The sequence below is a fragment of the Bacillus sp. Marseille-Q3570 genome, from assembly GCF_946151055.1.
In the GTDB taxonomy this organism is placed as follows: Bacteria; Bacillota; Bacilli; order Bacillales; family Fictibacillaceae; genus Pseudalkalibacillus.
Map to the genome: position 1 here is coordinate 50,173 of NZ_CAMGYZ010000007.1, position 25,514 is coordinate 75,686.

Genomic DNA, 25,514 nt, shown 5'->3' on the forward strand with positions numbered 1-25,514 from the left:
CCTTTTCTTTAAAAGTCTATTTACCATAAAATAGGAATATTACTATAGGACGTATGAAAGGGATTAGTGAAAAATTATTTGGGCGAAATTTGCGACACTACTACGGGAAAATCGAGCCAGGCGAGACCCCACAGCGAGGAACGAGCGAGGAAGCTTACGAATCGCTGTGTAAAGGGAGTGATCTTCGCAAAGAGGCAATCGTTAAGAATAAAAGAGCAAAATTTTTAAAAAGTCCGTTTGAGACAAGCTGATTTCAGACATCCTATTTCCTAAAGAGACAAAGTTGTGACGTCAATGATCGAGAAGGTCAAAAAGCGAAAGGGGAAATGGGAATGGAACCTGAGAAGGCAATCGGGTTGATGCTGCAGTTCGGTATGTACACGATTGGGGTAATTACAGTCACAATTTTGATTTTGAACGCGTTGACATGATGAATGCTATGTTTTTATGAGACCTGCTGCTGAGGTCTTTCTTTTTTTGTCTCATTTTTGCTTGAACATGTCGTAATTTTACTATCGATTGTTAAAGGAAGAGCGGGATCAAGGGAGAAAATACGTAATAAACAATCTGAAAAAAGGAGAGAGCTTATGAGTAGAACCCTGAATGTATGGTCATTTTTGATTATGTTTGTCTGTGTCGGTTTGTTTTTGACTCAATCACTCTTCCTTCAAGTGTTTCAGCCCTCCATCGGTTATCAGCTCATGCTTGCTCTTGCTCTGTTAGCATTCTTTTTGGGTGTGATCGGGATGTTTTCAATCGATAATTGGAAAGCAGCTTTCCGGAGTATTCTTACCATCTTTTTCAGTGCTTCTCTATCTGTCGTATTGACCTTCATTGTTTTTATTAGTCTGCTTTTTGGTTAAATAGGTGACGCGTGTGGGCTCTCCTTCATAAGATGTAGGAACGTTTTAAGAGGAGGGCTCAGGCATGGCCAAGAAACCAGCCAAAAAGACAAACAAGAAAGTGTCAAGATATGAATCGACCGTTAACAAGTATGAACATACAATGAAAATGGTGACCAGTGAGACGTGTATAGCCTGTAAAACGCAATGCGCACGGGGAATCAGTTATATGGAAAGAATGTCGAAGCCCGGAGCAGTCGGTAATGGAGTGCCATGCCATCTGACGAAAGGAAAAGGGATGAAATAGGCGGATGATTACAGAAAATTATTGATCAGAAGGGCTGGGAACCAGTCCTTTTTCTAGTTGTAAAAAAATTAAAAGGCAATCCGATAAAGATAGAGAAATATATAGAAAGAAGAAGGAGGAAATCAGGTTGGTAAAAGTATTAAAATTTGTATTTATCAGTGTAGCTTGCTGTGTCGGGCTGCTTTTTAATGGATGGAATTCTTGGAGAGTCATTGATGTGAAAACTACCGATTTCAGCCAGATAATCAATGGGCATTGAGCGGTACATATAAGTAAGTTGGTGAAACCTCCAGTAATTGAAATCGTAATACCTATTACATAGGAGTTGGGTTTATGAAAAAGTTCTTATCAACATATTGGGTATGGCTGTTTCTTGTACTTTTGGTAGTAGGTGAAGTTTTCAGTTTTGCCTATTTATATCCGTATACAGGTACTGATTACATATCTCTTGTATTTGGCATGTTCGGGACCAGCGCTTTGGTGTATCTCACTATTCTATCTAGGAGGAAACAGAAGGATTAGATTGTACAATAAATTAGGATGATTGGAGTACACATAAATGGACAACCGTTTTGCACAAATCAAGTTCCGGTATTTGATATTATGGTATATCTTAGCAATGGGAATTCTAATTTTTTCGGGTTTTATATATTCAATAAACACTGGCGGATCAATGACTGGTTTTATCACGGTTTCCCAATATGTCCTATATGGGGTGGCGATCATATGGTTGCAAAGAGCTTTTCGTAAGCATGATATGAGTGTGAAAGGACTCTTCAAACCGATACAAAAATCGAATGGAATAGGGAAAAAGGCACTCTTCACCATTTATCATCTGACCTTTTCACTAGCAGCCGTAACCTTCATTTTTTATTTATTTTCCTATTTACTTCCGGAGTTCCTGATTAATATGTTGGAGGACGGTGACACGACTCAGTCGTTCGTATCAGCAACATCGATCCCTTCGTTTTTCTTAATCGTACTGATTGCACCCGTAGTTGAAGAACTAGTGTTCAGAGGTACTTTACTGCAAAAGCTTCGTTACAAGTACGGAAACGTAGCGGGAATAGTAGTTTCCTCAGCGATTTTCAGTTTGATCCATATGAATAGCGGGATGATCGGTCATTTTACCCTAGGTGTTTTCCTGAGTATTTTCTATTTGCAGACGAAAAACATATGGGTACCGATCATATGTCATGCATTGAATAATTTACTAGCGTTTTCAGGGTTTTTGGTTGATAGCGGTTCAACAGAAACAAGCATGGCAGAAGCGATCATGGAAATCCAGCAAGTCGGTCAATATTTCGGTATCTATGCCTTCTTATCTATGCTTTTTCTTATTTGGCTTGCTGTTTCACAAATAAAAAAGCTGAACGTACAAGACAAAAGAAGCATGGAAACTACTGAAGGAGTGAACTTAAGTTCTAACTGATGCTATATAAAGAGAAGAGGTCGATTAAATGTTGTTTCAAGGGAAACGAATCAGGTTACGTAAAATGAAAATGGAGGACGTATCAATATACTATAAATGGCAAAATGATATGGAAATCGCGCCACTGGTGAATCCGTTCATCGACTCACTATCCTTTCATGAAGTAGAAGAGAGTCTGAAAGGAATGCTTCGTGCTGACAATCGTAAAAATTACATCATTATGCATCTTGAAGCTGACGAGCCGATCGGTTATGTGGGTTTATTCAACATCAATCATTATCATAAAAATGCAGAATGTTTCATTGCAATCTGTAATCCTGAATTTCATGGGAAAGGTTTTGGTCAAGAAACAATGGAGCTTTTGATGGAATACGTGTTCAAAGAAATGAACATGCACCGTCTTTCACTCAGGGTTTTTGCTGATAATGAACATGCGATAAAAATGTATGAAAAAATAGGCTTCCAGGTTGAAGGGCACCTTCGGGAAACACGATTCCATGATGGTAAGTGGCAAGACTCCTATATCATGAGTATTTTACAGAGCGACTATTTAAAAGGGTGAAATAAGAACTACTACATCAATTTGATTGTAGTAGTTCTTTGTTACGTTTAAAGAACGAATAAGTTTTCTTTATCCTAGAAACTTTGTCCGGGATTTCGCGATCTTCGGACAAGAGGAGATGAAAAGCACAAGCCAACTTCGGACAGGAAGCGAAGAAAAGAGCGTCATACTGTCCGAACATTGATCCAACTTCGCTCACGAAAAGGATAAAATAAAGAAATTGGTCTGAACCATACTCCCATACACACAAAGATACCGTTTTCTCCAGGCGGAATCATCCATAACTACAACAAAATGTATAAAATATTAAAATCATAAATAAAATTCAAAAAACTATACATAAAATTTACATTATATGGTACTATAATCCTATCTAATAGGAAAGGGGATTATAGAGTAAACGGGTTTTGCACCTTAGACCTTCAAACATATCATTACTTTGGGGGGATTTATTTATGGGGAAACTGAACGGTGGAGAGTATTTGATTAATGGTGAAACGATGGTGATTTTGCCGCATTTTGATGCTTTTGGAAATCTGCATTCGCTGGTGATCGAAGCCGAAAGAGAATTGATTGTCGAGCAGAAACCAATTGAAATCATGAAAGACAGCTGCTTGTACTATGGTTCGAGTTTACAAGGTAGAGTGGAAGGAGCCATCCATGTAACAAAGTTCAGTCGAATGGTTCCGATCATGATCTGTAACCGTGCAGGAATCTTTTTCTTTCCTACTCAATCATCAAAGAGTGAATCGTGTATTTGGATCGCTCATAGTCATGTGAAAGAAATCCTGCCACTTCATACAGAGCATTGTCAGGTTGTGTTGACGAACAACAAAACCGTTCCGGTACAAGTGAAGAAAGCGGTCATGGAATCCAAAGTCAACAGGGCAGCACAATATCGTCATCTCGTAAATCAACAACAATTGGATCGACAGTCAACGTGTGATCCAATGAACCTGGATCAACTAGTCGCTCTTGAATCAACAGGTGCATATACGTTTACACATGATCATCTCGAATTGAATTGACCCTTTCTAACTGAAACTTTTGAAGAATCCATCCGTACATAGAAGGAAGACTTGTTCTATAAGGGGTGAAGGGAAGTTGATCATTGGAGGAGCATTAATGATAGGGATTGGCCTTGTATTTATTTCACTTAAAGAAAGTACAAAAATACTTTCTTCAGTATAAGTGCAACTAATGGCTCAGCCTACGCCTTAGGCTCGGCTTTGCCAAGTTTTCTTTATCGACCAGGTCCAAGCAGGAACCTTATTAGGGTTAGGGGTCGGATTGTTAGTTGAGGGTAGCCTCAAAAATATTAAGAAAGGATCATGACAGCTGCAAACTATGTAGCTGTCTTTTTTAGCTTCTTTATGATGCGAAATTTACGACATTTTTAACAGTAAAAGCGAACGAGGCTTCATAAAAAGTTAATCAAATCTATAGGTTTCAGTCATATATGATTCATATTGATCAATTAACATTCAAGGTGACGTCATGACCATGGCACTGTTCTAAAACATTTGATGAAAAAATAGATTGGATTGTGGAGGAAGGTGTTAAGTGGCAATGCAAAAATTTTCAATTCATGAATGGGAAATGCACGGAATTCATTTGTATGGAAGAGAAAAACGATTTTGGAATTTTCAATGCTCCAAATGCTTTGGCATTCAATCAGTAGAAGATATTTTAAGGGCTGGTTATCCACCGAACCTGGCTTATTCCTATTGCCAGAACTGTCATCATGAAGCGAAGCAAGGAACGAACGGACAAGGAAAACTGATAGAAGTGGATGGCGATCTGCAAGTTGAGATATTCGATTTTGCTTAAAAAAAAGGACTGTACCAGAAGTTGTAGCTTGAACTCTGGCGGCAGTCCCGTTTTTTTGAAAGTCAACAACGAACATTATATTGAATGCAGAAGGAAGCCAGCAACAAAAATTAGAGGACATCTGTTCCGTTATCTGGGACAAAACAAGATGTTTTGGAAAATTAGAGGACAAATGCCGCTATTTAGGTTAAAACCAGGTGATTTCCCTTCGTTTTTCCTCAATAAGGTCTCTGGTGTCCTCTAATTTTTAGAAACAAGTCATTTTGAGGCAAATAAGACCTCCTATGTCCTCTAAATTGAAGTTGTTTGTTACGACATCTGTAACTGCATTCATGTTTTTGTCTTTGTAAAAGAATGATCTTAGATCGCCCAGTTTCCGTCTTTGAATAGTTGTACTTTCTCTCCGTCGTTTGTCTCAGCAACAATATCCAGGTCAGCTGACCCGATCATAAAGTCGGTATGACCACGGCTTTGGTTGACACCGCGTTCTTCCAGCTCCTCTTTAGAAAGTTTGCCGACATCTTTTACAGACATGGTAATGGAAGTTCCGATTGCAAGGTGGCAGGATGCATTTTCATCATAGAGCGTGTTGTTGAAAATGATTCCGCTGTTTGAGATCGGCGAGTCGTATGGTACAAGAGCAACCTCTCCCAGAAACTTCATGCCCTCATCGATTTCAAGTAATTGTTTTAACGTGTCATATCCCTTTTCCGCATTGAAATCCACAACCTTTCCATCCTCAAATGTCAAGCTGAAGTTATCGATGAGATTCCCCATAGCGGATAAAGGTTTTTTACTTGAAACTGTTCCGTTCACACCATTTTTATGTGGTGTTGTGAATACCTCTTCTGTCGGAAGGTTCGGTATGTATGACGTATTGAAAGTCGATTCATGACCGCCGCCAATCCATAGGTGTTCAGGATGCAAATCAATTGTAAGATCTGTACCTTCGGATTTATAATGCAGAGTTTTGAAACGCTTTTCGTTCAAGTAATCTACTTTTTCCGAAAGTGCTTTACCGTGTTCTTCCCAAGCGGCTACTGGATCTTCCTGATCGATGCGGACCGTTTTGAAGATCGCTTCCCAAAGGGCTTCGATGGCTTCGCTTTCACTTTTATCAGGGAACACACTTTTCGCCCAGCCAGCTGTTGGGACTCCTGCGATTGCCCAGTGAATATCACCATTAAGCTGTGCTTTTGAGAAGTTTTGCAGCTTTTCGCCGCGGTTCTTCTGTACCCACATCAATCGTTCTGGTGAAACTCCTCCATAAGCGTTAGGATCGTCTCCTGTAATGTTCAATAAGCAATCATTGTTTTCTGAGAAACTATTATACTTGTCAATTTCCCACTGAGGCAGGTCATTCTTCAATGTTTCCTCAGACGCACCTTCCAAGTGGAAACGGGAAGTTACCGTGTCCTTCCAGTCAACAAATACGCGCTTACATCCGTTTTCGTAAGCATATTTTGTAACTTTGCGCGTAAACTCTTTTGCTTCAATCGGAGAAAGGATCAACAAGCGTTGTCCTTCTTGTATGTTCAATCCGGTTTTTACAACGAGTTCAGCATATTGATCCAACTTTTCCTCAAACGTTTTCATAAAAAATCCCTCCTCTAGGAAAATATTATCATAGTTCGTTGAAAGGTGTTAGGGAAGAGGCAGCAAATTGGAAAATTTCTCAGTAACAAACCAAAAAATGGTACAATATAGAAAAAGGATGGGTGAGCGGAGCCATTAGAAGCGACTGTGTTTGGATTACTAGAAAAACGATATGTTGTGACCCTGGCTGCAATATTTTCAGTTATCTTATTGATGATGGTAAAAGATAATAAACAACGATCCGCATTTGTCTGGATTCTTATCCATATCTGTTTAAACTATGCTGCCATATTCTTTTTATCAAAAGCTCTTGCAACAAGTTATTTGCATGTTATGGCTTCTGAGGAAAATGCATTACTGATTGGAATCTCTGGTCTGCTCTGGTTTTTGAGCTTAATCTGTCTTGTAATCTCGGTTTTCAAGTTTTCAGTATCTAGAAATCAGGCAGTCTATCAGAAAGTGAATAGGTAGCGTGAAGGAGGAAGGGTTTTGCTGAAGAGGAAATCCGGGGACCGTAAAAAATGGGAGAGAATCAGGAAAAGACGTTACGCTCAATACTATCTTGATACGGAATCGTTTAAAGGACACATAACCTTATTGAAAATGGATGAAATTAAAGAACCGTTAAATGTACAGTATGGCGAGCTGGAGCTTTGTATCGCAGACAAAGGGTATAGTTGGCTTCAGCAGTTTCCAGATCACATGCATCATTCAGTGACGACTATGTTTGATGCAGAGGGCGAAATCATACAATGGTATATCGATATTTGCTCTGAAGTCGGACTGGATGAAAATGGTGTACCCTGGATGGATGATCTATTCCTCGATATTGTCGTATTACCTTCGGGTGAGATCATTCTTAAAGATGACCATGAACTTAAGGACGCACTGGAAAAGGGGACAATAAATCAAACTCTCCATCAATTGGCCGTAAGTGAACGGGATGATATCCTCTCCAAATGGAAGCAAGGTGAGTTTTCTATCCTCGATCAAGCTGAAGTGCATATGAAATTACTTCAGAAACTAATAGAAGTGAAAACATGACTCGTAAAATGATTTGGTGTGTAATCGGTGTGGTTGTTTCGGTATTACTTGTAGCAATCTCCCTTCCTGCTGTAACTCTCCACTTTGGGAAAAGTTTTGGTGGTCAGGTTTATGGGTTTGAAAAAGGGGAGGAAGAGCACTACGCGGAAAAGCCAAGTGACAATTGGGAGATCACCTTTTACGCCGTCACTCTTCACAATGAAGATATGTATACAGATCCACAATCTATCATGGTAATCAACTATAAGAACGGTGACCTGCCCAAAAAATTCACCTATATTGTTGAAGGGACAGATGTGACTGAAACGATTGACCTTCATGATGGCAAGGTGTACGTCCAACTCCCTCAAAAATCAGTTGAACCGTTTTTATACGATTTGTATGAAAAAGGTCCACACAGTACTTTGAAGATAAAAATGCAGTGGAATAATCAAGAAGAGATGATCGAGCTGCCATTTTTAACATCATTCAGCAGACGACAATATCCCTGGTATTTGAAATTCATGGAACGAGAACTGAGATAGAGGAGGATTGGTTATCTTTAGATACATAATTCTAGTTTGTGTGATTGCATTATTGGCTGCATGTTCACAAGGAGCAGCAAAAGACATAGAAGATTTATTTGAAGAAGGAAAGATAGAAAGTTTTTCAATTAACATCGATAATGTTTCTACAGGTTCCATCAAAGAACAGGAAAAAATCAGTGATCTTTATCAAATCCTGGATAATGTGAAATTTGAAAGTGTCTCTTCAGAGGAAGCAATCGAGATACTTAAGTCTAAACATGCAGAATCCATTCAGGTAATGCTTGAAACTGAAACTCAATTCAATGGATACCATATTGAACTTCTAGAGGATGGCAGATTGACAGTAATTGATGTTAATGAAGGTATAGGAGAAGATTTTTATAAAAGTGTAGGCAGCTCTTCTGAACTGTATGATGAAATTTTCACGTTTTCAAAAGAAAAGCTGGATCATGGTAAACCAGTCCAACAGAATATATTAGAACAGTTAGAAGAGGATGACAAAGACAAAGTTATCGAATATCCTGATGATGATAGGATAACGGATAATGGTGAATAAGCGTTTAATACGAATGATCGGGATTTTCATTGCTGTTGCACTTGCCTTTTGGGGTTACACGTATTTTCAGAATTCCACAATTGAAAAAGTGTTGGAGGGAAAGGATGTTCTGGACGTGGTACCTATTTCCACCAATGATCATTTAGTGATATATCAATCTGATCAAATGATTCACGGTGATCACTATTCTAAAGGGTTACTTGGATGGAAATTGGATGGTACCAGTGCCCCGGCTATCATGAATCGTGCGGAAGATACGATTTTTCGAATCGATAATTTCAGTGTGATCGAAATTGGAAATAAAGGATTTCTGTACGGTTATGCCGATCCAATGAAAATCAAACAAATAAAGTTCCAAAACGGTGACTTCAGCATCAGGACAAATGTGGATTCCTCCTACTGGTACCTCCCTATGCTGAGTGAAGAGACAAGTTTTAATGCTGGACAACTTAGTGTGATTTTAGATGATGGAACTGAAGTTTTCTATCCTTTCGATGGTTTAGAGTAAATCATTCCTTCGGAAAATAGCGTAGTACTTTTTTGGAGAATAGGTGAGTCAGATGAAAAAAACTGAAGGGGCGATGGCTATGCCGGTTTATAACAAGTTGGTTCGAGATCGGATTCCTGACATAATTGAAAATGGTGGAGATTCTTACCAGGCACGTATTTTAGATGAAATGGCGTACATAAAAGCATTAGAGGAAAAAGCGTTTGAGGAACTTAAGGAATATCAGGGAGCAGTAGATACTGAAGACGCACTTGAAGAATTGGCGGATTTGATCGAGGTCATCCATGCTTTGACAAAAGCACGTGGCTTCACTGTCGATGAATTGGAGTCAGTACGAAAGAACAAAGCTGAAAAACGGGGTGCTTTTTCTGAACGTATATTCTTAATCGATGTAAATGGGAGTGGGAAGTAAAGGATGAGCGGCTCTTCCTATTATGATCAACATGATTTCTTTGAACAGTTTCAAAAAAGGCGGAACAGAGCAGAAAGCCCAAATAATGTGTTGGAAGGCCCAGCACTGATGTCCTTGATCGGAGAAGTTGGCGGCACGGACATTCTTGATCTTGGATGTGGCGATGGCCAGTTCGGGGCTGAGCTTCTCTCTTTAGGAGCATCAGTCTATCATGGAGTGGATGGATCAGAGAAGATGATTGAACAGGCTGAACGGAATTTGAAGGATACAATAGCAACCGTAGAACGTGCTGATCTGAATGATATCAAAATTGAAGCGAACAAGTATGATCTGGTTGTTTCAAGGTTCGTCTTCCATTATATCGCTGATGTATCAGAACTTTTTCAAAAAGTACATCATGGTTTGAAAAAAGGTGGAAGGTTTGTGTTCAGTGTACAGCATCCTGTTATAACAGCTTCAACGAAAAGTGCTGACGGAACCCAACGTACAGACTGGTTTGTGGATGATTATTTCAGTCAAGGAGAACGAACAGAACCATGGGTCAACCAGCCTGTAACCAAATATCATCGAACCACAGAACAATATGTCAGCGTATTAATCGGAGTAGGGTTTTCCCTGGAAAACCTGAAAGAAGGAACCCCGGAACGACACCGGTTCAGCTCAGTAGAAGAATATGAACGGCGCAAACGGATACCGCTATGCCTGATCTTAGCGGCAAAAAAACGCTAGAAGTGCCAGGCACCGATCAGAAAGTGTTGTGTAGCAAGGGGTATTAAATGGTGTCAGGTACATGAAAATTTTTGCAGGAATTTTGTGTTTTATTGGAGAAAGCTATTTTAGAAAATTATTAGATTAGGGGTGTGAGCGAAATGAATCAAGTAGAAGAGACCGACAAGGTTACGTTTGTAGCAGAAAAAATACTAGAAAATAAACAGAAGATTGCTGATGATATCGTCAGGTTACGATTGGAAGCTGTCCAAACCGATAATGAGTTCTTTATGAGGGATGCTTTGGAAGAGAGAGCCTTGAGTTTGGTGGAATTGATCGGTACCAATTTGAAGGGAAGTGATCCTGCTGATTTCAATGAAGCGATCAGTTGGGGGAGCGAAAAAGGGAAAGAAGCTGTCGTAAAAGAGGTTCCAATCACCGAGGCCCTTCAAAATACATTTTATTACCGGAAAGCGATTTGGCTATACATTGCGGAGATTGCAAAACAAGAAAGGCTAAGTGGAGAAACGATCATTAAAGTAGCGAACAACTTGGATCCAGTTTTGGATCAAGCAGTATTTGGATACAGCAAAAGTTATGTAGAATACAATCTGGAAGTGGCAAACAGGTACCAAAATACATTGCTAGAACTCTCCGTTCCGGTCGTCCCTTTGTTTTCAGGTGTAGCAGTCTTGCCCCTCATAGGTGATATTGATACACATCGCGCAAAATCCATACAAGAAAAAGCGTTAGAGCGTTGCCAGGAATTGAAATTAGATCGCCTGGTCATCGATTTATCTGGTGTTGCTGTGGTTGACACGATGGTCGCGCATCATATTTTCCAACTGGTCACTACGCTTAAACTCCTTGGTGTCAAAGCTTTGATTACTGGAATACGCTCAGCGGTTGCAATAACGGCTGTGAATTTGGGTATCGATCTTCAGGAATTGAATATCTATACCTCGTTACAACAAGCACTGGATGCGCTGGGCTATGGTTTAGTACGCGAAGAAACCATCAAATAATCAGAAAGGTAGGATCGTATCAATAAATACATCAACTGGAACATCGTTCTGTTTTTACTTTTGTTACAATGGTTAGTCACTCCAATCGGAATGCCCAATGCTGAGGACTTGTGGTTGGAACGGATTATGCTCGGACTTATTCTGTTTTTTGAACTGATCAACGAATGGAGGAAGCTCATTAAGACGAAAAATGTGTTTGGGTTGTATGCGTTGTTTATTGTTTTTTTACTTACAATCCTCATTGTGGATTTGCTTTTAAAGGGATATCAATCATTTGCATCAGCGATATTTGGCGTTGGAATGGCGTCTTTGTTTGATAGGTACAAAAAAGATTTCAATGCAGAACAGGAATACCAACAATAAGAGCAGGCTTCCCTGTCATTGAATGAAATCGTCTGTGTAATCCTGCCCAAGGGTTACACGGCCGATGCCTTCTTCTGCTAATTTTTTCTGTAACTGTTCTAGAATAAATAGCGAGATCATTTCATTTAATTCTTCATTGGACAACTCTTCTAGTAGCTCTAAAATTTCTTCTCGTGATTTGGCTTCCATCAGTCCGTAGACGATAGGATACATATCTTCTTCATCAGCTGAAAAATGGTATTTGAAGGTATCATAAATTTCATCTACAAGTTTCATCTATCATCACCTCAAGGTTAATTTGCCCTTGACGACGCCCATCATTCACCTGTAAAATCTTGAAATTTTTTCGCATATTTTTTAAAATTATATTCATAATAGAAGATGTGTTCAACATTAGTGGGCTATAGCCAAGCGGTAAGGCAACGGACTTTGACTCCGTCATGCGCTGGTTCGAATCCAGCTAGCCCAGCCATACATAAATTGACACCCAATGGCGGGTGTTTTTTGTTTGAGCTGAACCCTTGATTCAATGAATGAGGCTTGTTAGTGTTAGGTATAACTAAATAAAGTTTATCCACTAACATTATGAAAGGGAGTTTGATAATGAATCCTTTATTCAATACAGGAAAACTAGGTAAAGTTGAAATGAAGAACCGTTATATGGTAGCACCAATGACCCGTGTAAGTGCGGAAGCCGACGGACAAGCGAATCATCGGATGGAAAAGTATTATGAACGATATGCAAAAGGCGGTTTCGGGGCGATCATCACCGAAGGTATCTATCTCGATGAGTCCTACAGCCAGGGCTATCACAACCAACCTGGTATAGCGAACGAAAAACAAATGGAAGCATGGCGATCAATTGTTGAAACAGTTCAACATCATGGGTCTAAAATAATCGCACAACTCATGCACGCTGGGAGTCAAGCACAAGGGAACCGTTTTACAGATGAAACGGTCGGTCCGTCCGCAATCACTCCTAAAGGGGAACAGCTTCCTTTTTACGGTGGATTTGGTCCGTATGAAGAGCCGAAAGAAATCACGCTGGATGAGATTGAAAATGTGAAGAGTTCCTTTGGAAAAGCTGCTGTCTATGCCAAAGATGCTGGATTCGATGGTATCGAAATCCATGGAGCAAATGGCTATTTACTCGATCAATTTTTGACAGATTATTTGAACCATCGAGAGGACCAGTACGGTGGCTCACTTGAAAATCGACTTCAATTCATGCTAGAAATCATCGACGTTGTTCGGCAAGCAGTTGGAGATGAATTCATGGTGGGGATTCGAATTTCACAAGGGAAAGTGTCTGATCAGGAATATAAATGGCCAAATGGTGAAAAAGATGCATTTACGATCTTTTCACAGCTTGGTGAAACCACCCTTGATTACATTCATGTTACGGACGGAGATGGTTCTGAACCAGGCTTTGGAGTTGGAACGAAAACGTTGGCTAAGGCAGCCAAAGAATTCAGCCGTCTCCCGGTCATAGCTAATGGCGGATTAGGGGAGCCTGAGAAAGCTCGGAAACTGATTGATCAAGAACAAGCGGATTTTATCAGCCTTGGAACTACTGCATTGGCCAACCCGGATGCACCGAATCGCGTCAGAAAGCAAGCGACTTTAAAAGAATTCAATGCAAAGAAAATCCTAATGCCGAAAGCTGAAATCAAAGATATTGAACTGAAGGAAGAAATCATTACTGGATAGATTAGGAAAGATTGCCACGTCGTAAAGTATGTACATGGCAATTTCCTTTTTCACGCATAAAGAAAGTATAAGCGCAACTAAGGTTCAGCCTGCACCAAAGGCTTTGCTTTGCGAAGTTTCCTTTAATAGGTGTAAGCGGTTTCTAAAATTATTGACAAATCCCCCTTAAATCCGACATAATGGTATAAAATGAATAATATGCGAATGAAGGTCGTGGGAGAGTCGGACATTCAATACCGACACCGAAGGAGCAAGTTCCAGAAAACCATGGAACAAATCTCTCAGGTAAACGAACTGCGATCGGACGCATCTCTGGAGAGCGCGAAAGCCACCAAAGGGGTAACCAATAATCTCTCAGGTATAAAGGACAGAGCGGGTGAAATCACCTTCTTTGTCCTTTTTATTTTTGTGTAAATAGAAGCTCTCTAAAAAAGGAGGCGTTACAATGGGCTACAATAGTTGTTTCGATATTATCGGGCCGATCATGGTCGGTCCATCAAGTTCACATACAGCAGGCGCGGTTTGGATCGGCAGGGCTGCCTATGAGCTTTTAGGCGGTGTGCCGGAACATGCTGAAATCAAGTTATTCGATTCTTTTGCGGAAACTTATCAAGGACATGGTACAGATAAAGCTATCCTTGGCGGTTTACTAGGCTTCGATACAGAAGACACTCGGATCAAACATGCCTACGAATTTGCCTCAGATGCAAATCTGAACCATGAGTTCGTGTTAGAGCAAAATTGTAAGGAGTTCGATCACCCGAATGTCGCGATTCTGACCGTTCAACTGGGTACGAATAAAATGGTCATCGGTGGTGCGTCTGTAGGTGGAGGACTTGCTAAGATTTTCAGGATCAACAATTACAAAGAATTAGATATGACGGTAAGTACATTTGACGATTTGAAAAAGATTGTCCGACGTATGGGCGAAGAGGTTGCATGAAAGGGAGGTGAGCGGTATGGATATCCAATCAACAGCTGATCTACTCGACTTTTGCGAACGTGAAAATAAGACGATAGCTGAAGCGATGATCGAGCAGGAGCACTTGAAATCAGGAAAGTCGAAGCAAGAGATTTTTGACATGATGAAAGAACGATTGATGAAGATGCAGCATGCAGTTGAAGAAGGTTTAAAGGACGCATCAGAAGCACCGAGCGGAATTTCCGGCGGTGATGCCGTGAAAATGAAAGCCTATATTGAAGCGGGGGACGTCTTATCTGGATCGATCATCAGTGATGCCATGGCTTGCTCAATGGCGACTTCAGAAAGCAATGCCCGAATGGGTGTGATCGTTGCTACCCCGACAGCTGGTGCGGCTGGGATTTTGCCAGGTGTATTGTTTTCCCTTCATAAAAATACCGATATGGAGCTCGATGATCTGGTCATGGGGTTGTTCACGGCGAGTATGCTCGGTTATATCATCGCCAACCGATCATTCATATCCGGTGCAGCAGGCGGTTGCCAGGCTGAAGTCGGCTCTGCAACTGCGATGGCAGCAGGTACGATCGTGGAGTTAAAAGGTGGATCACCTAAGCAAGCGGTTCATGCTACAGCAATGGCGATGAAATCGTTGCTCGGGCTAGTCTGTGATCCTGTCGCTGGGTTGGTTGAGGTACCATGCATCAAACGGAATGTCATCGGAACATCAATCGCATTTTCATCAGCAGATATGGCACTCGCTGGCGTGGAAAGCAGAATACCATGTGACGAAGTGATCGATACGATGTATGATATTGGTAAGAACATGCCGCGCCCTCTTAAAGAGACAGCATTAGGAGGATTGGCGATCACGCCGACAGGTCAGAAGGTGAAAGAGCGGCTATTCTCAAAAACCGGTCTTGTCAATCGACTGGGAGGAGGAAATCATGATGAACCTCATCATAACGGAAATGGCACTTCACGAACTGAAAAAGCTGGAGTTGGCAACAGATAAAATTCTCCGTATCGATGCTGAAATGCAGGGTGGATGCGGAACGATGATGAAATTCAAATTGATTGAAGACGATCCACGAAAGAGTGATTCAGTCATCCAATCAGCAGGGGTCGAGTTCTACGTCGATCATTTTACAAAACGAAATCTTGATGATGAATTGACCTTGGATCACCATCCAGAGACAGGCTTCGTATTCGAATCTGAATGGGGTCCGATGGGACTTGAATGTCATCTTGCTTAAAAGCCGCCCGCAGTGCCGGGTGGTTTTTTGTGGGGGAAAACGGAAATGCTCAAGTCCATACATTTAAGAAAGAATTGCGCGCACTTCTTCCTTTTGACTAAATCTGCCACGTTAGTTACGTGCGTCTATTTTACTAAATTGCACAAGATGACTTTGAATTTGTACAAGATGCCCTCTGAATTGTACAAGATGCCTTGGAAATTGCTCAAGATGCCCTCGGAATTGCTCAAGATGATTTCAAGTGCACAAGAAACAAAAAGTACTGACCCGGTTCAAGTCAGTACTTCGTTAAGGTTATTGCATTTGGTTTGTTGTTTGGTTAGACTGACCAGCAGCCATCCCACCCATATTTCCCATTCCTGGAATCATATTCTGCAATTGTCCAGTTTGTTTTCCAGACATCATGTTGTAAGCAGCAGCACCAATACCTACAGATGCGATGATTGGCAGCCATTGAATGTTTCTTCTGTTCATTTTGTAAATACCTCCTTTACTCAAGTGAACGAAAGACATTACTTATTGTGTTCTTCCGTGACCTCAACATGTTAGTAGAACAATCCCATTTTTAGATGTTAAAAGCAGAAAGACGAAAAATAGGATAAAGCAATCTGGGTACCCTAAGAATAAATTGCTGACAAGGGATGTAAACGTGTAATGGTAAAACGCAGCTTATTAATCATCAGTATTTTACTGATTATATTTGCCACATATGTATTCGGGTTTGCCACATCACCTAATGCGTTCGAGAAAAATTCAAATGGTTCGTCTTCTAAGCCAGTTGTGCTTTTACTGGTTGATTCTTTGATGGAGAAACCTTTACAGCAAGCAATAAGAAAAGGCAAAGCGCCAGCCATGGAATTTTTGATCGAAAAAGGACAGCTGCAATCTGGAGTGATCACCTCTTATCCAACCATGTCTGTAACCATCGACAGTACACTTTTGACAGGAACCTATCCCAATGAGCATGAAGTGCCGGGACTTGTTTGGTTTGATGAGGATGAGAATCGTTTGATCAATTACGGTAGCGGAAAAGGAGAAATTTTCCGGATTGGCGTCAACCAGGTAGTTGAGGATGGATTGATCAACTTGAATCAAAACCATTTGAATGGTGCCACGCAAACCCTATATGAGGAATTGTCCAACAATGAAAAAGATTCAGCCTCCATCAACGGGCTCGTTTTCCGCGGGAAACATGAGCATGTACTACAGATCCCACAGTTTGCTCAAATTTTCAACATGATACCAAAGAACACCATAGTAACTGGGCCACCTGTGTTGTCGTTGGGTGCTGTCTCATACCATAATCCAGAGAACCGGTTGAATAACAATGTCTGGCAGGCGATGGGTTTCAATGATAAGTTTTCAGCTAAAGAACTGGAACATCTGATTAAAAGTGACCAGCTCCCAGATTTCACGCTCGCTTATTTTTCAGATATGGATCAAGCTTTACATGAAAAAGGACCGATGGATCTCGAAGGCATCGCTAAGTTCGATGAGCAGTTACAATCTATACTGAATGTTTATGATAGTTGGGATGAAGCGATTGAAAAAGTCACCTGGCTGGTGTATGGGGATAGTGCTCAATCGAAGATAAAAGATGAGAAACAAGATGCTCTTATCAAACTGAGAGACCTTTTAAAAAAGTTCGACATCTGGGAAATCGGAAGTCCGATCGTGAAGAATGATCAGATCGTATTGGCAGTCAACGAGCGAATGGCCTATATCTATCTAAAGGATCAGCAGGTGTCTATAGAAGATGTTGTTACTGAATTGAAAAAAGATGAGCGGATCAGCTTCATCGCCTGGAAAAATGAGAGGAAAAATCATGTGATAGCTCCAGGTTCTGATAAAACGCTGACCTTCGCCCCTGGCAGCAATTTTATAGATGATTATGAGCAATCATGGGAGTTGGACGGAGATTTCTCTGTAATGGATCTTAAAGTAAAGGATGGACGAAAGATTTACTATGGCGATTATCCTGATGGGTTGGCGAGACTCTATGGTGCACTACATTCCCATGAAGGAAGATTCATCATCGTGGATGCCAGACCTGGGTACGAGTTTGTCGATTCCCACACCCCGACACACATCGGTGGCGGTGGGCATGGATCCTTGCACAAAGCCGATTCCGTGACGCCACTAATCATTACTGGTACATCAAAAGCTCCACAATTTGATCGTGTCATAGACTTCAAAGAATGGATTTTATCGATTACAAAATGAACGTGATCAAAGGGAAAAATGGTACAAATCCCGAAGAAGATTTCTTAGGGCAGGTAAAATAATAGGAGAGGGAAGAATGTTTACGTTCATACCTAATACTACGATCATGATCGCAACAGAGCTGGAGATCATGAACTCGAACCATCAGTACAATTTATGGGCATCTGATAAAACAATGTTGGATGTGAGGATATTTTAAAAGAACATGAGGAAAGTGGACGATTAGGTTCGATGCGTTGGATCGTTCAATTTGGAGAAGATGGGATCGGGCTTATCGATTACTTGCGGGAGAATCCTAAAGATGGCTTCCCCTGGATCGGGTTGTTCGTCTTACATAGTGGTTTTCAAGGAAAGGGTATAGCGAGTTCGATTTTTGCACGTTTAGAAGAGAAATTGAAAAGCTACGGCCATACTGAAATTCGTTTGGCTATTCTAGATAAAAACATTCCAGGTAAACGTTTTTGGGAAAAACAAGGTTTTGAAAAATACAGTGACGGCGAGTTGGATGGCAGAAGGATCGAAAAGTGGAGGAAAGAATTGAAATGATCAATGAACTGGAACGTGATCGGCATTTTCTTAAGATAGCAATGGAAGAGGGAGCTAGAGCAGAAAAAGCGGAAACGATTCCGATCGGAGCTGTGTTGGTAGATTCCGAAGGTGAAATTTTTGCATGTGGACGAAACCGGGTCCATTCGGTAATGGATGCCACTGCTCATGCAGAAATTGATGTGATCCGTAAAGCGGGGGGAGATATGATTAAATCATCTAATGAGCGTCTATTCACGTTGTATACGACTGTCGAGCCTTGTGTCATGTGTTCGGGTGCCATTTATTTTGCTAACATCAAACGAGTGGTTTGGGCACTGGATGATGATAACTTTGGAGGGTTTTCGTGAATTGAAACAACATCCAAGATATGAAGAACGATACAATAAGATCAATACCACTTCCATGCCTTTTGAAGACATGGCAAATCTCCAACGGGACCGCATGATTCGATGGGATCTAAGGAGAGGGAAACGTAATCACTGGCCAGAAGTGGTCATACCGTAATTTCATTGGTTTTTTTCATGGCATTGTTAAAGGGAGTACTGAGAAAATAATCGAATCCATCTTTTTACATTTTAAAAAAGGAGTCTCCTGATCGATGCAGAATTTACGTAGTGGATTCTAAAATTATTAGGAGGTTTTTTTTATGCAAGCGCAAACCTTGATTGAAGAAATCAACCAATTAGGTGAAGAACTCCTGAAAAAGAAAAAGCAGCTGGCAGAATTGAGGAGAGAAGTACCCGAAGAGCGGGTTGAAAACTACAGATTCAGAAGTAAAGAAAATGATGAAGTAACACTTGAGGAATTATTTCTTGACAAGGATGAACTGATCGTCATCCACAATATGGGGAAGGGCTGTAACTATTGCACGTTATGGGCTGATGGATTTAATGGTGTCTATCATCATCTGATCGAACGGGCTGCCTTTGTTGTAAGTTCACCGGATGACCCAAGTGTTCAGGACGATATAGCAGCAGAACGCGGGTGGAGGTTCCCGATGATCTCGACGAAAGGGACCACCTTTAAGGTGGATATGGGTTATGAAAAAGATGGCTCGTATCATCCGGGCGTTTCGACCTTCCGTAAAAACGAAAATGGTGAGATCTTTCACTATGCGAATGCACCCCTCGGGCCTGGAGATGACTTCTGTTCGGTTTGGCCATTATTCGATCTATTGCCGGGTCGTGAGGGCTCCTTCCAGCCGAACCGTAAAATCAATCAAAGATCATCACTGCAGCTGACAAACAATGTCGCAATCCAGGTGCAAAATTACCCCGCTGCTATTGAATTCTACGAGAAAATAATCGGCATGAAACCAGAAAGAACCTTGGAGAATGAAACGAAATTATCTTTCAACGGTACTAATTTTTATATGGAAAGAGCGGATGAAAACAATGTGTATTTTGAGTTTTCGACCGATGATTTTGAACGCATGAAAGAGCAGTTGTTGGACCACGGATGTGAAATTACGAAGGAATACAATGAAAAAAGTATCATGGTTGCTGACCCCTACGGCATGAAGTTCCACCTTTTTGAGAGTAGCAATCGATAATAAAAAGGGCTGTTCAAAATTATTGGACAGCCCTGCATTTACATTTAATTTCTTCTATATATGGCCAACTAAGGCAAAGCTTACGATCATACCTGGCTTTCCTTAGTTTTCTTTATGGATTGATCAACTTTCGCTGAAATCACCAAAGCCTATCGATTAAAATAAATACACTCTTGCTTCGAAAGGCTTTAGAGTTACTACTTCGCCACTATCGTCGATCTCATCATAGTTGGTGAGTAGAAGTCCTCTGTCCGAACCAACATTTACCTCATTAAAATCAAACTTCGCTTCATCACTGGATAAGTTCGTGATGATCAGCGCTTTATGATTGTCAACGGAACGGCTATATACATAAAGCTTCGGATGCTCCGGTAAAAATAAATCATAGTTTCCGTATACAAGCACATCGTTTTCCTTACGCACCTGGATCAATTTTTTGTAATAGGCCAAGACAGAATTCGGATCATCCTGTTGGTTCTCCACATTGATATCGGTGTAGTTCGGGTTGACCCCGATCCACGGTTTGGAATTCGAAAATCCAGCGTATTCACTTCCGTTCCATTGCATCGGTGTCCGGGAATTGTCGCGGCCTTTCGTCCAGATGACCTCCATCAATTCTTCTGAAGCTTTTCCGTTACGGATTCCCTCTTCATAAAAATTCAGCATCCCGACATCATTGTACTCCTCAATAGAATGGAATTTCACATTCGTCATCCCGATTTCTTGGCCCTGATAGATATAAGGTGTACCTTGCATTAAAAAGTAACAGGTGGCCAAAGCTTTTGCGGATTCCTTGTGATATTTCCGATCGTCGCCGAAACGGGACACCGAGCGGGTCTGATCATGATTTTCAAGATAAAGTGCATTCCATCCGCGATTTTCCAATCCTTTTTGCCAATCAGTCAGGATTTTCTTAAACTGGGTCAGATCGAATGACGTGTCATTTCCTTTCTGCCAAAGTCCCATATGTTCGAACTGGAAGATCATATCGAAGTACCCGGTTTCTTCGCCGACCCAATCTTCCGCACCCTCGATTTTTACACCATTAGCTTCACCGACTGTCATGATGTCATAGTTATCAAACGTCTCTTTCTTCAATTCTTGAAGAAAGACATCGATACCTTCACGGTTCATATGACCATCGAAAGAAGGGACGTATTTTTTATTGTCGGGATTCGGCATATCAGGGAATCCGGGAACTTTTTTGATATGGCTGATTGCATCGACACGGAAACCATCGATGCCTTTATCAAGCCACCAATTGATCATGTCGTACACTTCTTCACGGACCTTTGGATTTTCCCAATTCAAATCAGGTTGCTTTATATCAAAGATATGCATGTAATACTCATCTGTTTTCTCATCATACTTCCATGCGGAACCGCCGAAAATCGATTCCCAATTGTTCGGTTCACGGCCATCCTTCCCCGGATGCCAAATGTAGTAATCACGATATGGGTTGTCTTTTGATTTCTGCGATTCAATGAACCATGGATGCTCATCAGAGGTATGGTTGACGACAAGGTCCATGATCAATTTCATTCCGCGTTCATGGGTCTCAGCCAATAATCGATCGAAATCCTCCATCGAGCCGAATTCATCCATGATGTCTTTGTAGTCGCTGATATCATAGCCGTTATCGGCGTTAGGAGATTGATAGATCGGGCAAATCCAGATCACATCGATGCCAAGATCTTTCAGGTAATCCAATTTTGAAATCACGCCTTGAATATCGCCGATCCCATCGCCATTGCTGTCTTTGAAACTGCGTGGATAAATCTGATAAACAACGCTTTCTTTCCACCATTTTTTAGCCATATATTTCTCTCCTCTAATGCTGTTTCTTTTTCTCTTATCGATCTTTACAAATTAGTGCAAGCGTTTGCATTAGTCAATATCCTTATGATACCTCTTTCCTTTTTGTATTGCAATGTCTTATCGGGGCTTAAATTTTCAGGGATAAAAAAAGAGGAGCTACCATACAATTTGTGGAAGTAGAGGTGAGCAGAAGCAGCAACAGATTTTTTGATTGAAGGTGAATATATGTCAGAAGAACAACGAATAAGAGAGTTGGAAGAGCGTGTCAAAAAACTTGAGCATCAATTAAGTGAGATACAAAAAGCTGAGCCACATAAAAGGATGGACCAGATGAAAGCCGTTCCACCTGTGCAAAAACGAGAAGTACCTGAAGAGGATACTCGTAAGTCTATGGATGATATTCCTCCATGGGAGCCTCAGAAAGAACCGATGGATTGGGAGCGGGTCATCGGTCAAATTTGGTTGCCGAGGATTTTTATTTTTGTCTTATTGTTAGGGGTCATCTGGGGATTCAAGGCTGCTTCGGAAGTAGGAATCATCAATGAGTTGGTGCGTTGTATCCTCGGATTTGTAGCAGGAGTCGCTCTGATCCTGATTGGGGAGCTGCAGATCAGAAAAGGACGAAATGCACTGGGACAGGTGCTTTTAGGTGGATCGGTAACAGTCCTCGTGGTAACAACGTTTGCTACTCATGTCCTGTATGGATTCATCGGACTGTCGGCTGCATTCTGCATGAACCTTATTTGGATCGGACTGGGCATCTATTTCGCAATCCGTCATCGGTCAGAGGTGCTTGCCGTACTTGCGACTTTCGGTGGTTGTTTCATTCCGTTCTTATTGGACAGCAATACATCCAATACGTGGTTTTTTGTAAGTTATGAGACGATTTTCTCCATCATCATGCTAGGATTCGCATTATGGACAAAGTATTCCAAACTTCACGTCGTCGCAATGGTCCTTTTACCAGTCGTCCTTATGCTTTATCTGGTGTTTGCAATCTTACCGAATTACCCGGTTGCTAAAGGAGATCTTGGAATTTTAAGCTACGGCATGTTTTTGCAGCATCTTGCTTTACTAGGTGTATTTTTAACTTATAAAGCGTATCCGAAAGTTCAGCAGTCTGTCTTGTTCATCAGCTTTCTAGCAAGTCTTGGTTTCATGTATCAAGGCTTCGACCGCAACAATTGGCCAACGATCTTGCTCGGAATCGCAATCGTATATCTCATTGTCTACGGATATGTCCATTTTAAAAAGCTTATCCACACCAGTACAGTGATTTTTCCGATTTTGCTGCTGAGTATGTTGTTTTATTTCATGGAGGTCTTTACAGGGCGTGAACTGGCAATCATCTTGTTGCTCCAGGGCACAGCAGCGATCTATATCGGTTTGATCAATAAGCTCAAGGTGCAGCTTTGGAGCGGTGCTTTTGTGTATATCATCGGCCTTTTGCATACGATCACTGTACAGATTGAAGAAGTGAATTCAGCACCGATGTACAGCTGGACTGTACTGATTGCAACATTGTGGTTGCTGACGTACCTGGCAAAGAAGGATAGGGAAATCATACCGAGAGAATCTCGAAGACTGTTATTCGGGACAACAGCAGTCGCACTTCTTGCGTATATCAGTCAATTAAGCTATGTTTTCACAAAATATGAATCGGTGAACACTCAATATCTGACGATGACCCTCTGTTGGATCATCTATGCGGTTTGCGGAATCGTGTATGGGGTGATCCGGGACAACCAGGCGGTCCGGATCGTCGGTATCATCCTCATCTTTTTATCTTTAGGAAAATTGATTTTCATCGACTTACCGAATGTTTCGATCATCGTCCGTGCAATCCTCTTCATGATTGTCGGGGCCACAGGAGTTGTCGTTTCACGCTTCTTCTATACGAAAGACAAAAACGAGTCAGTCTGAAAAAGTTCGTTCCCCTCGTTCTCCATGTCGGGGGGATTTTTCAAGTTCTAGAAGAAATTTTATAAAGATTGATAGATATGAGCAGGCATTGGCATCTATATAGTGAGACACGAACACAGTTTGGGGATGTGAGCATATGGTTTTGGAGGAGATTGACGTTGTAGAGAGGGACGTTTCAGATCAGCAGTTGGTGGAGCGAGCTCAGCTTGGCGATGAAGAAGCATTTGGTGAACTAGTAAGACGACACCGGGCAAGTGCGTATGGATATGCAATTTCCGCTAGTAGAAAGCATGACCTGGCAGATGAGATCGTACAAGAAGCTTTGATTCACGCTTTCTTAAAACTAGGAAACCTGTTGGATCCTGCAAAGTTTGAAGCATGGCTCCATAGGATCGTACGTAATCAAGCTTATATGAAACTGAGAAGAGGAGGACCTTATCGAAGAGAACAGCCTGTCTCTAGTATGTTTAAAGAAACGGAGATTGATTGTTTCGATTCGATTCTCAGCCATCTTTCTCTTCGACTTGAAACCAATAATGAAATCGATCCTGAAAAGAGACTGATTAAAAAGGTGACACTTGAAGGGATTCAAGAGATGCTCCACTGTTTATCTTCCACTGAGCGGAATATATTCATCGCTTTCTTTTTCAAAGAGCTGTCACCACAAGAGATTGCTGCAATGTATGAAACGACAACGAGCAACGTCTATAACCATTTATCACGCTCCAGACGGAAGCTCCGCAGTGAACGGATTCGTGTCCGGATCGACGAGCACATCCAACTGAGACGTGAACTGGGAAAGCCGAGAAGGAAAGTGCTTGATCTTGAAAATCAATGAGGGGTGTTTGTATGGATAGTACAGTAGCAAACCTAGCATGTGAAAGCTATGAAGGGACATGGACGACGATGGCATTTGCAATTCATCGAGCCACTAGATCGAAAACGAAACTTTCATTAGTGGAGTTGATGGGATATACCGGCTATGCATTCCGGTTGAACGTCAATGAGGAAAAGGTAGACGTGGCGGGACCCACAGCATTTGATTGGGATGCGTATAACAAAAAAGCTCTGGGGAACATCGGAGTGCGGTTCGTAAGCTATGGTACTTCAGATTTCACACCACCGACTCCTGACGAATTGACACTTGCCATAAGCAAGATTCAAGAGAGCATTGATAAAGAACAGCCCGTGATTGCATGGGATCTATTCCTTCCAGAGTTCGGGATCATTTACGGGTATGATGATGATAAAAGGGAGTTTCATGCCCGGGACGGCACAGGAAAGGACGGTCCAATCGCTTATGAGAAGCTGGGGAATGGTGAATTGAAGGAACTCTTCATCATGACGATTACGGATTATTTTGAAGTCAGTAAGGTGGAACGATTAAAAGGTGCACTAGACATCATCCTTGCTCATGCCTTGGAGAAGGAAGAAGGCTGTCCGGTGCCTATGAAGTTTCGAAACGGCTTGCAAGGATACGATGCGTGGGTGAAAGCTTTTGAAAAAGAAAAGGTTCATCCATTCGGGAACGCCTATACTATCGCTGTATTGTATGATGCGAGACGGTTCGCTGCGAAGTTTCTTAGCGATGTTCGTTCAGAGTGGCAGGATGAGAATGATTCTGTGGTTTCGTATGCTGGTATAGCTAGTGACCACTATGAGGACGTGGCTCAACTGCTTTTGGAATTCCGAAACATATTCCCGTTCCCAGAAGGTGGGGAGCCGAATGATCCAGCAAACCGCGAACGTGCGATTGGACTATTGGAAAAAGCGAAGGAGTCTGAGGAGTTGGGTATTGAAGCACTGCAGAAAATGTACGCCGAACTGGAAAGATAGACCATGTTCAGAGTGG

Annotated in this window: 34 protein-coding genes, 1 tRNA gene and 1 riboswitch; of the genes, 31 read left to right on the forward strand and 4 right to left on the reverse strand. The window is 41.4% G+C overall.

Translation table 11 applies throughout. The features are described from left to right. Positions 1 to 332 precede the first annotated feature (332 nt). The 8 genes from N8M93_RS12290 to N8M93_RS12325 all read left to right on the forward strand — a co-directional run bounded on the left by N8M93_RS12290 (position 333) and on the right by N8M93_RS12325 (position 4,973). Positions 333 to 431: a putative holin-like toxin gene (locus N8M93_RS12290; protein ID WP_221563517.1), complete on the forward strand. Its 99-nt coding sequence runs from the start codon at positions 333 to 335 to the stop codon at positions 429 to 431. Positions 432 to 587: 156 nt separating this feature from the next. Next, positions 588 to 863: a hypothetical protein gene (locus N8M93_RS12295; protein WP_261132252.1), complete on the forward strand. Its 276-nt coding sequence runs from the start codon at positions 588 to 590 to the stop codon at positions 861 to 863. Positions 864 to 927: 64 nt separating this feature from the next. Then, entirely contained in the window at positions 928 to 1,149 is a 222-nt protein-coding gene (locus N8M93_RS12300) for a hypothetical protein (RefSeq protein ID WP_261132253.1), read from the forward strand. Positions 1,150 to 1,482: 333 nt separating this feature from the next. Next, positions 1,483 to 1,671 (forward strand): hypothetical protein, encoded by a 189-nt coding sequence (locus N8M93_RS12305; RefSeq protein ID WP_261132255.1) that lies wholly within the window; start codon positions 1,483 to 1,485, stop codon positions 1,669 to 1,671. Positions 1,672 to 1,708: 37 nt separating this feature from the next. Then, on the forward strand, positions 1,709 to 2,581 hold the full coding sequence (locus N8M93_RS12310) for a CPBP family intramembrane glutamic endopeptidase (protein WP_261132256.1): 873 nt from the start codon (positions 1,709 to 1,711) through the stop codon (positions 2,579 to 2,581). A gap of 28 nt (positions 2,582 to 2,609) precedes the next feature. Continuing rightward, on the forward strand, positions 2,610 to 3,143 hold the full coding sequence (locus N8M93_RS12315) for a GNAT family N-acetyltransferase (protein WP_261132258.1): 534 nt from the start codon (positions 2,610 to 2,612) through the stop codon (positions 3,141 to 3,143). Between the two features lie 455 nt (positions 3,144 to 3,598). Next, a complete protein-coding gene (locus tag N8M93_RS12320) occupies positions 3,599 to 4,171 on the forward strand; it encodes a competence protein ComK (protein ID WP_261132259.1) in 573 nt (190 codons plus the stop codon). Between the two features lie 541 nt (positions 4,172 to 4,712). Continuing rightward, positions 4,713 to 4,973 (forward strand): VVA0879 family protein, encoded by a 261-nt coding sequence (locus tag N8M93_RS12325; RefSeq protein WP_261132260.1) that lies wholly within the window; start codon positions 4,713 to 4,715, stop codon positions 4,971 to 4,973. A 360-nt stretch (positions 4,974 to 5,333) separates the two neighbouring features. Here N8M93_RS12325 and N8M93_RS12330 read toward each other — a convergent pair whose 3' ends face one another. Next, a complete protein-coding gene (locus tag N8M93_RS12330) occupies positions 5,334 to 6,569 on the reverse strand; it encodes an aminopeptidase (RefSeq protein ID WP_261132261.1) in 1,236 nt (411 codons plus the stop codon). Positions 6,570 to 6,716: 147 nt separating this feature from the next. Between N8M93_RS12330 and N8M93_RS12335 the strand changes: the two genes are divergently transcribed. The 9 genes from N8M93_RS12335 to N8M93_RS12375 all read left to right on the forward strand — a co-directional run bounded on the left by N8M93_RS12335 (position 6,717) and on the right by N8M93_RS12375 (position 11,712). After that, entirely contained in the window at positions 6,717 to 7,040 is a 324-nt protein-coding gene (locus N8M93_RS12335) for a hypothetical protein (RefSeq protein ID WP_261132263.1), read from the forward strand. A gap of 18 nt (positions 7,041 to 7,058) precedes the next feature. Then, on the forward strand, positions 7,059 to 7,613 hold the full coding sequence (locus tag N8M93_RS12340) for a DUF402 domain-containing protein (RefSeq protein ID WP_261132265.1): 555 nt from the start codon (positions 7,059 to 7,061) through the stop codon (positions 7,611 to 7,613). After that, positions 7,610 to 8,137 carry a hypothetical protein gene (locus N8M93_RS12345; RefSeq protein WP_261132267.1) on the forward strand — a complete coding sequence of 176 codons (528 nt, stop codon included), beginning with the start codon at positions 7,610 to 7,612 and terminating at the stop codon, positions 8,135 to 8,137. Before N8M93_RS12340 ends, N8M93_RS12345 begins: the two co-directional genes overlap by 4 nt. A 7-nt stretch (positions 8,138 to 8,144) precedes the next feature. Beyond that, positions 8,145 to 8,696 carry a hypothetical protein gene (locus N8M93_RS12350; protein ID WP_261132268.1) on the forward strand — a complete coding sequence of 184 codons (552 nt, stop codon included), beginning with the start codon at positions 8,145 to 8,147 and terminating at the stop codon, positions 8,694 to 8,696. Then, complete coding sequence (locus N8M93_RS12355; RefSeq protein ID WP_261132269.1) at positions 8,686 to 9,204, forward strand: hypothetical protein; 519 nt, start codon at positions 8,686 to 8,688, stop codon at positions 9,202 to 9,204. Before N8M93_RS12350 ends, N8M93_RS12355 begins: the two co-directional genes overlap by 11 nt. A gap of 79 nt (positions 9,205 to 9,283) precedes the next feature. Beyond that, a complete protein-coding gene (locus tag N8M93_RS12360) occupies positions 9,284 to 9,616 on the forward strand; it encodes a nucleoside triphosphate pyrophosphohydrolase (RefSeq protein ID WP_261132688.1) in 333 nt (110 codons plus the stop codon). Positions 9,617 to 9,619: 3 nt separating this feature from the next. Beyond that, positions 9,620 to 10,345, forward strand: a complete 726-nt coding sequence (locus N8M93_RS12365; RefSeq protein WP_261132271.1) for a class I SAM-dependent methyltransferase — start codon at positions 9,620 to 9,622, stop codon at positions 10,343 to 10,345. Between the two features lie 140 nt (positions 10,346 to 10,485). Next, the gene (locus tag N8M93_RS12370; protein ID WP_261132272.1) at positions 10,486 to 11,349 is read left to right on the forward strand and encodes an STAS domain-containing protein; all 864 of its coding nucleotides are present in this window, start codon (positions 10,486 to 10,488) and stop codon (positions 11,347 to 11,349) included. 114 nt (positions 11,350 to 11,463) lie between these two features. Further along, complete coding sequence (locus N8M93_RS12375) at positions 11,464 to 11,712, forward strand: hypothetical protein (RefSeq protein WP_261132273.1); 249 nt, start codon at positions 11,464 to 11,466, stop codon at positions 11,710 to 11,712. Between the two features lie 15 nt (positions 11,713 to 11,727). On the opposite strand, the gene N8M93_RS12380 is transcribed toward N8M93_RS12375, so the two are convergent. Then, entirely contained in the window at positions 11,728 to 11,988 is a 261-nt protein-coding gene (locus N8M93_RS12380) for a DUF6154 family protein (protein WP_261132274.1), read from the reverse strand. A gap of 121 nt (positions 11,989 to 12,109) precedes the next feature. Between N8M93_RS12380 and N8M93_RS12385 the strand changes: the two genes are divergently transcribed. The 5 genes from N8M93_RS12385 to N8M93_RS12405 all read left to right on the forward strand — a co-directional run bounded on the left by N8M93_RS12385 (position 12,110) and on the right by N8M93_RS12405 (position 15,597). Further along, a tRNA-Gln gene (locus N8M93_RS12385) sits at positions 12,110 to 12,184 on the forward strand. 131 nt (positions 12,185 to 12,315) lie between these two features. Continuing rightward, positions 12,316 to 13,422 carry an NADH:flavin oxidoreductase gene (locus N8M93_RS12390; protein WP_261132275.1) on the forward strand — a complete coding sequence of 369 codons (1,107 nt, stop codon included), beginning with the start codon at positions 12,316 to 12,318 and terminating at the stop codon, positions 13,420 to 13,422. Between the two features lie 204 nt (positions 13,423 to 13,626). Next, a riboswitch (glycine riboswitch) is annotated at positions 13,627 to 13,729 on the forward strand. A gap of 138 nt (positions 13,730 to 13,867) precedes the next feature. After that, on the forward strand, positions 13,868 to 14,365 hold the full coding sequence (locus tag N8M93_RS12395; protein WP_261132277.1) for a serine dehydratase beta chain: 498 nt from the start codon (positions 13,868 to 13,870) through the stop codon (positions 14,363 to 14,365). A 16-nt stretch (positions 14,366 to 14,381) separates the two neighbouring features. After that, positions 14,382 to 15,356 carry an L-serine ammonia-lyase, iron-sulfur-dependent, subunit alpha gene (gene sdaAA, locus N8M93_RS12400; RefSeq protein ID WP_261132278.1) on the forward strand — a complete coding sequence of 325 codons (975 nt, stop codon included), beginning with the start codon at positions 14,382 to 14,384 and terminating at the stop codon, positions 15,354 to 15,356. Continuing rightward, positions 15,289 to 15,597, forward strand: coding sequence for an iron-sulfur cluster biosynthesis family protein (locus N8M93_RS12405; RefSeq protein WP_261132280.1), 309 nt, complete (start codon positions 15,289 to 15,291; stop codon positions 15,595 to 15,597). Before sdaAA ends, N8M93_RS12405 begins: the two co-directional genes overlap by 68 nt. A gap of 294 nt (positions 15,598 to 15,891) precedes the next feature. On the opposite strand, the gene N8M93_RS12410 is transcribed toward N8M93_RS12405, so the two are convergent. Continuing rightward, on the reverse strand, positions 15,892 to 16,071 hold the full coding sequence (locus tag N8M93_RS12410) for a hypothetical protein (protein WP_261132281.1): 180 nt from the start codon (positions 16,069 to 16,071) through the stop codon (positions 15,892 to 15,894). A gap of 180 nt (positions 16,072 to 16,251) precedes the next feature. Between N8M93_RS12410 and N8M93_RS12415 the strand changes: the two genes are divergently transcribed. The 6 genes from N8M93_RS12415 to N8M93_RS12440 all read left to right on the forward strand — a co-directional run bounded on the left by N8M93_RS12415 (position 16,252) and on the right by N8M93_RS12440 (position 19,921). Then, a complete protein-coding gene (locus N8M93_RS12415; RefSeq protein ID WP_261132283.1) occupies positions 16,252 to 17,820 on the forward strand; it encodes an alkaline phosphatase family protein in 1,569 nt (522 codons plus the stop codon). 76 nt (positions 17,821 to 17,896) lie between these two features. Further along, positions 17,897 to 18,019 carry a hypothetical protein gene (locus N8M93_RS12420; RefSeq protein WP_261132285.1) on the forward strand — a complete coding sequence of 41 codons (123 nt, stop codon included), beginning with the start codon at positions 17,897 to 17,899 and terminating at the stop codon, positions 18,017 to 18,019. A 32-nt stretch (positions 18,020 to 18,051) separates the two neighbouring features. Then, positions 18,052 to 18,366 carry a GNAT family N-acetyltransferase gene (locus N8M93_RS12425; RefSeq protein WP_261132287.1) on the forward strand — a complete coding sequence of 105 codons (315 nt, stop codon included), beginning with the start codon at positions 18,052 to 18,054 and terminating at the stop codon, positions 18,364 to 18,366. Next, positions 18,345 to 18,716 carry a nucleoside deaminase gene (locus N8M93_RS12430; RefSeq protein ID WP_261132288.1) on the forward strand — a complete coding sequence of 124 codons (372 nt, stop codon included), beginning with the start codon at positions 18,345 to 18,347 and terminating at the stop codon, positions 18,714 to 18,716. The genes N8M93_RS12425 and N8M93_RS12430 overlap by 22 nt, the downstream gene beginning before the upstream one ends. Position 18,717: 1 nt before the next feature. Continuing rightward, on the forward strand, positions 18,718 to 18,873 hold the full coding sequence (locus N8M93_RS12435) for a hypothetical protein (RefSeq protein ID WP_261132289.1): 156 nt from the start codon (positions 18,718 to 18,720) through the stop codon (positions 18,871 to 18,873). 142 nt (positions 18,874 to 19,015) lie between these two features. Continuing rightward, on the forward strand, positions 19,016 to 19,921 hold the full coding sequence (locus N8M93_RS12440) for a DUF899 family protein (RefSeq protein WP_261132291.1): 906 nt from the start codon (positions 19,016 to 19,018) through the stop codon (positions 19,919 to 19,921). A 156-nt stretch (positions 19,922 to 20,077) separates the two neighbouring features. Here the strand turns inward: N8M93_RS12440 and N8M93_RS12445 are convergent, their stop codons facing one another. After that, positions 20,078 to 21,739, reverse strand: coding sequence for an alpha-glucosidase (locus N8M93_RS12445; RefSeq protein WP_261132293.1), 1,662 nt, complete (start codon positions 21,737 to 21,739; stop codon positions 20,078 to 20,080). A gap of 225 nt (positions 21,740 to 21,964) precedes the next feature. On the opposite strand from N8M93_RS12445, the gene N8M93_RS12450 reads away from it, so the two are divergent. From N8M93_RS12450 to N8M93_RS12460, 3 genes are all read left to right on the forward strand, one after another. Beyond that, on the forward strand, positions 21,965 to 23,662 hold the full coding sequence (locus N8M93_RS12450) for a DUF2339 domain-containing protein (protein WP_261132294.1): 1,698 nt from the start codon (positions 21,965 to 21,967) through the stop codon (positions 23,660 to 23,662). A 136-nt stretch (positions 23,663 to 23,798) separates the two neighbouring features. Next, the gene (locus tag N8M93_RS12455) at positions 23,799 to 24,500 is read left to right on the forward strand and encodes an RNA polymerase sigma factor (RefSeq protein WP_261132295.1); all 702 of its coding nucleotides are present in this window, start codon (positions 23,799 to 23,801) and stop codon (positions 24,498 to 24,500) included. A gap of 11 nt (positions 24,501 to 24,511) precedes the next feature. Continuing rightward, positions 24,512 to 25,498 (forward strand): hypothetical protein, encoded by a 987-nt coding sequence (locus N8M93_RS12460; RefSeq protein WP_261132297.1) that lies wholly within the window; start codon positions 24,512 to 24,514, stop codon positions 25,496 to 25,498. Positions 25,499 to 25,514 lie beyond the last annotated feature (16 nt).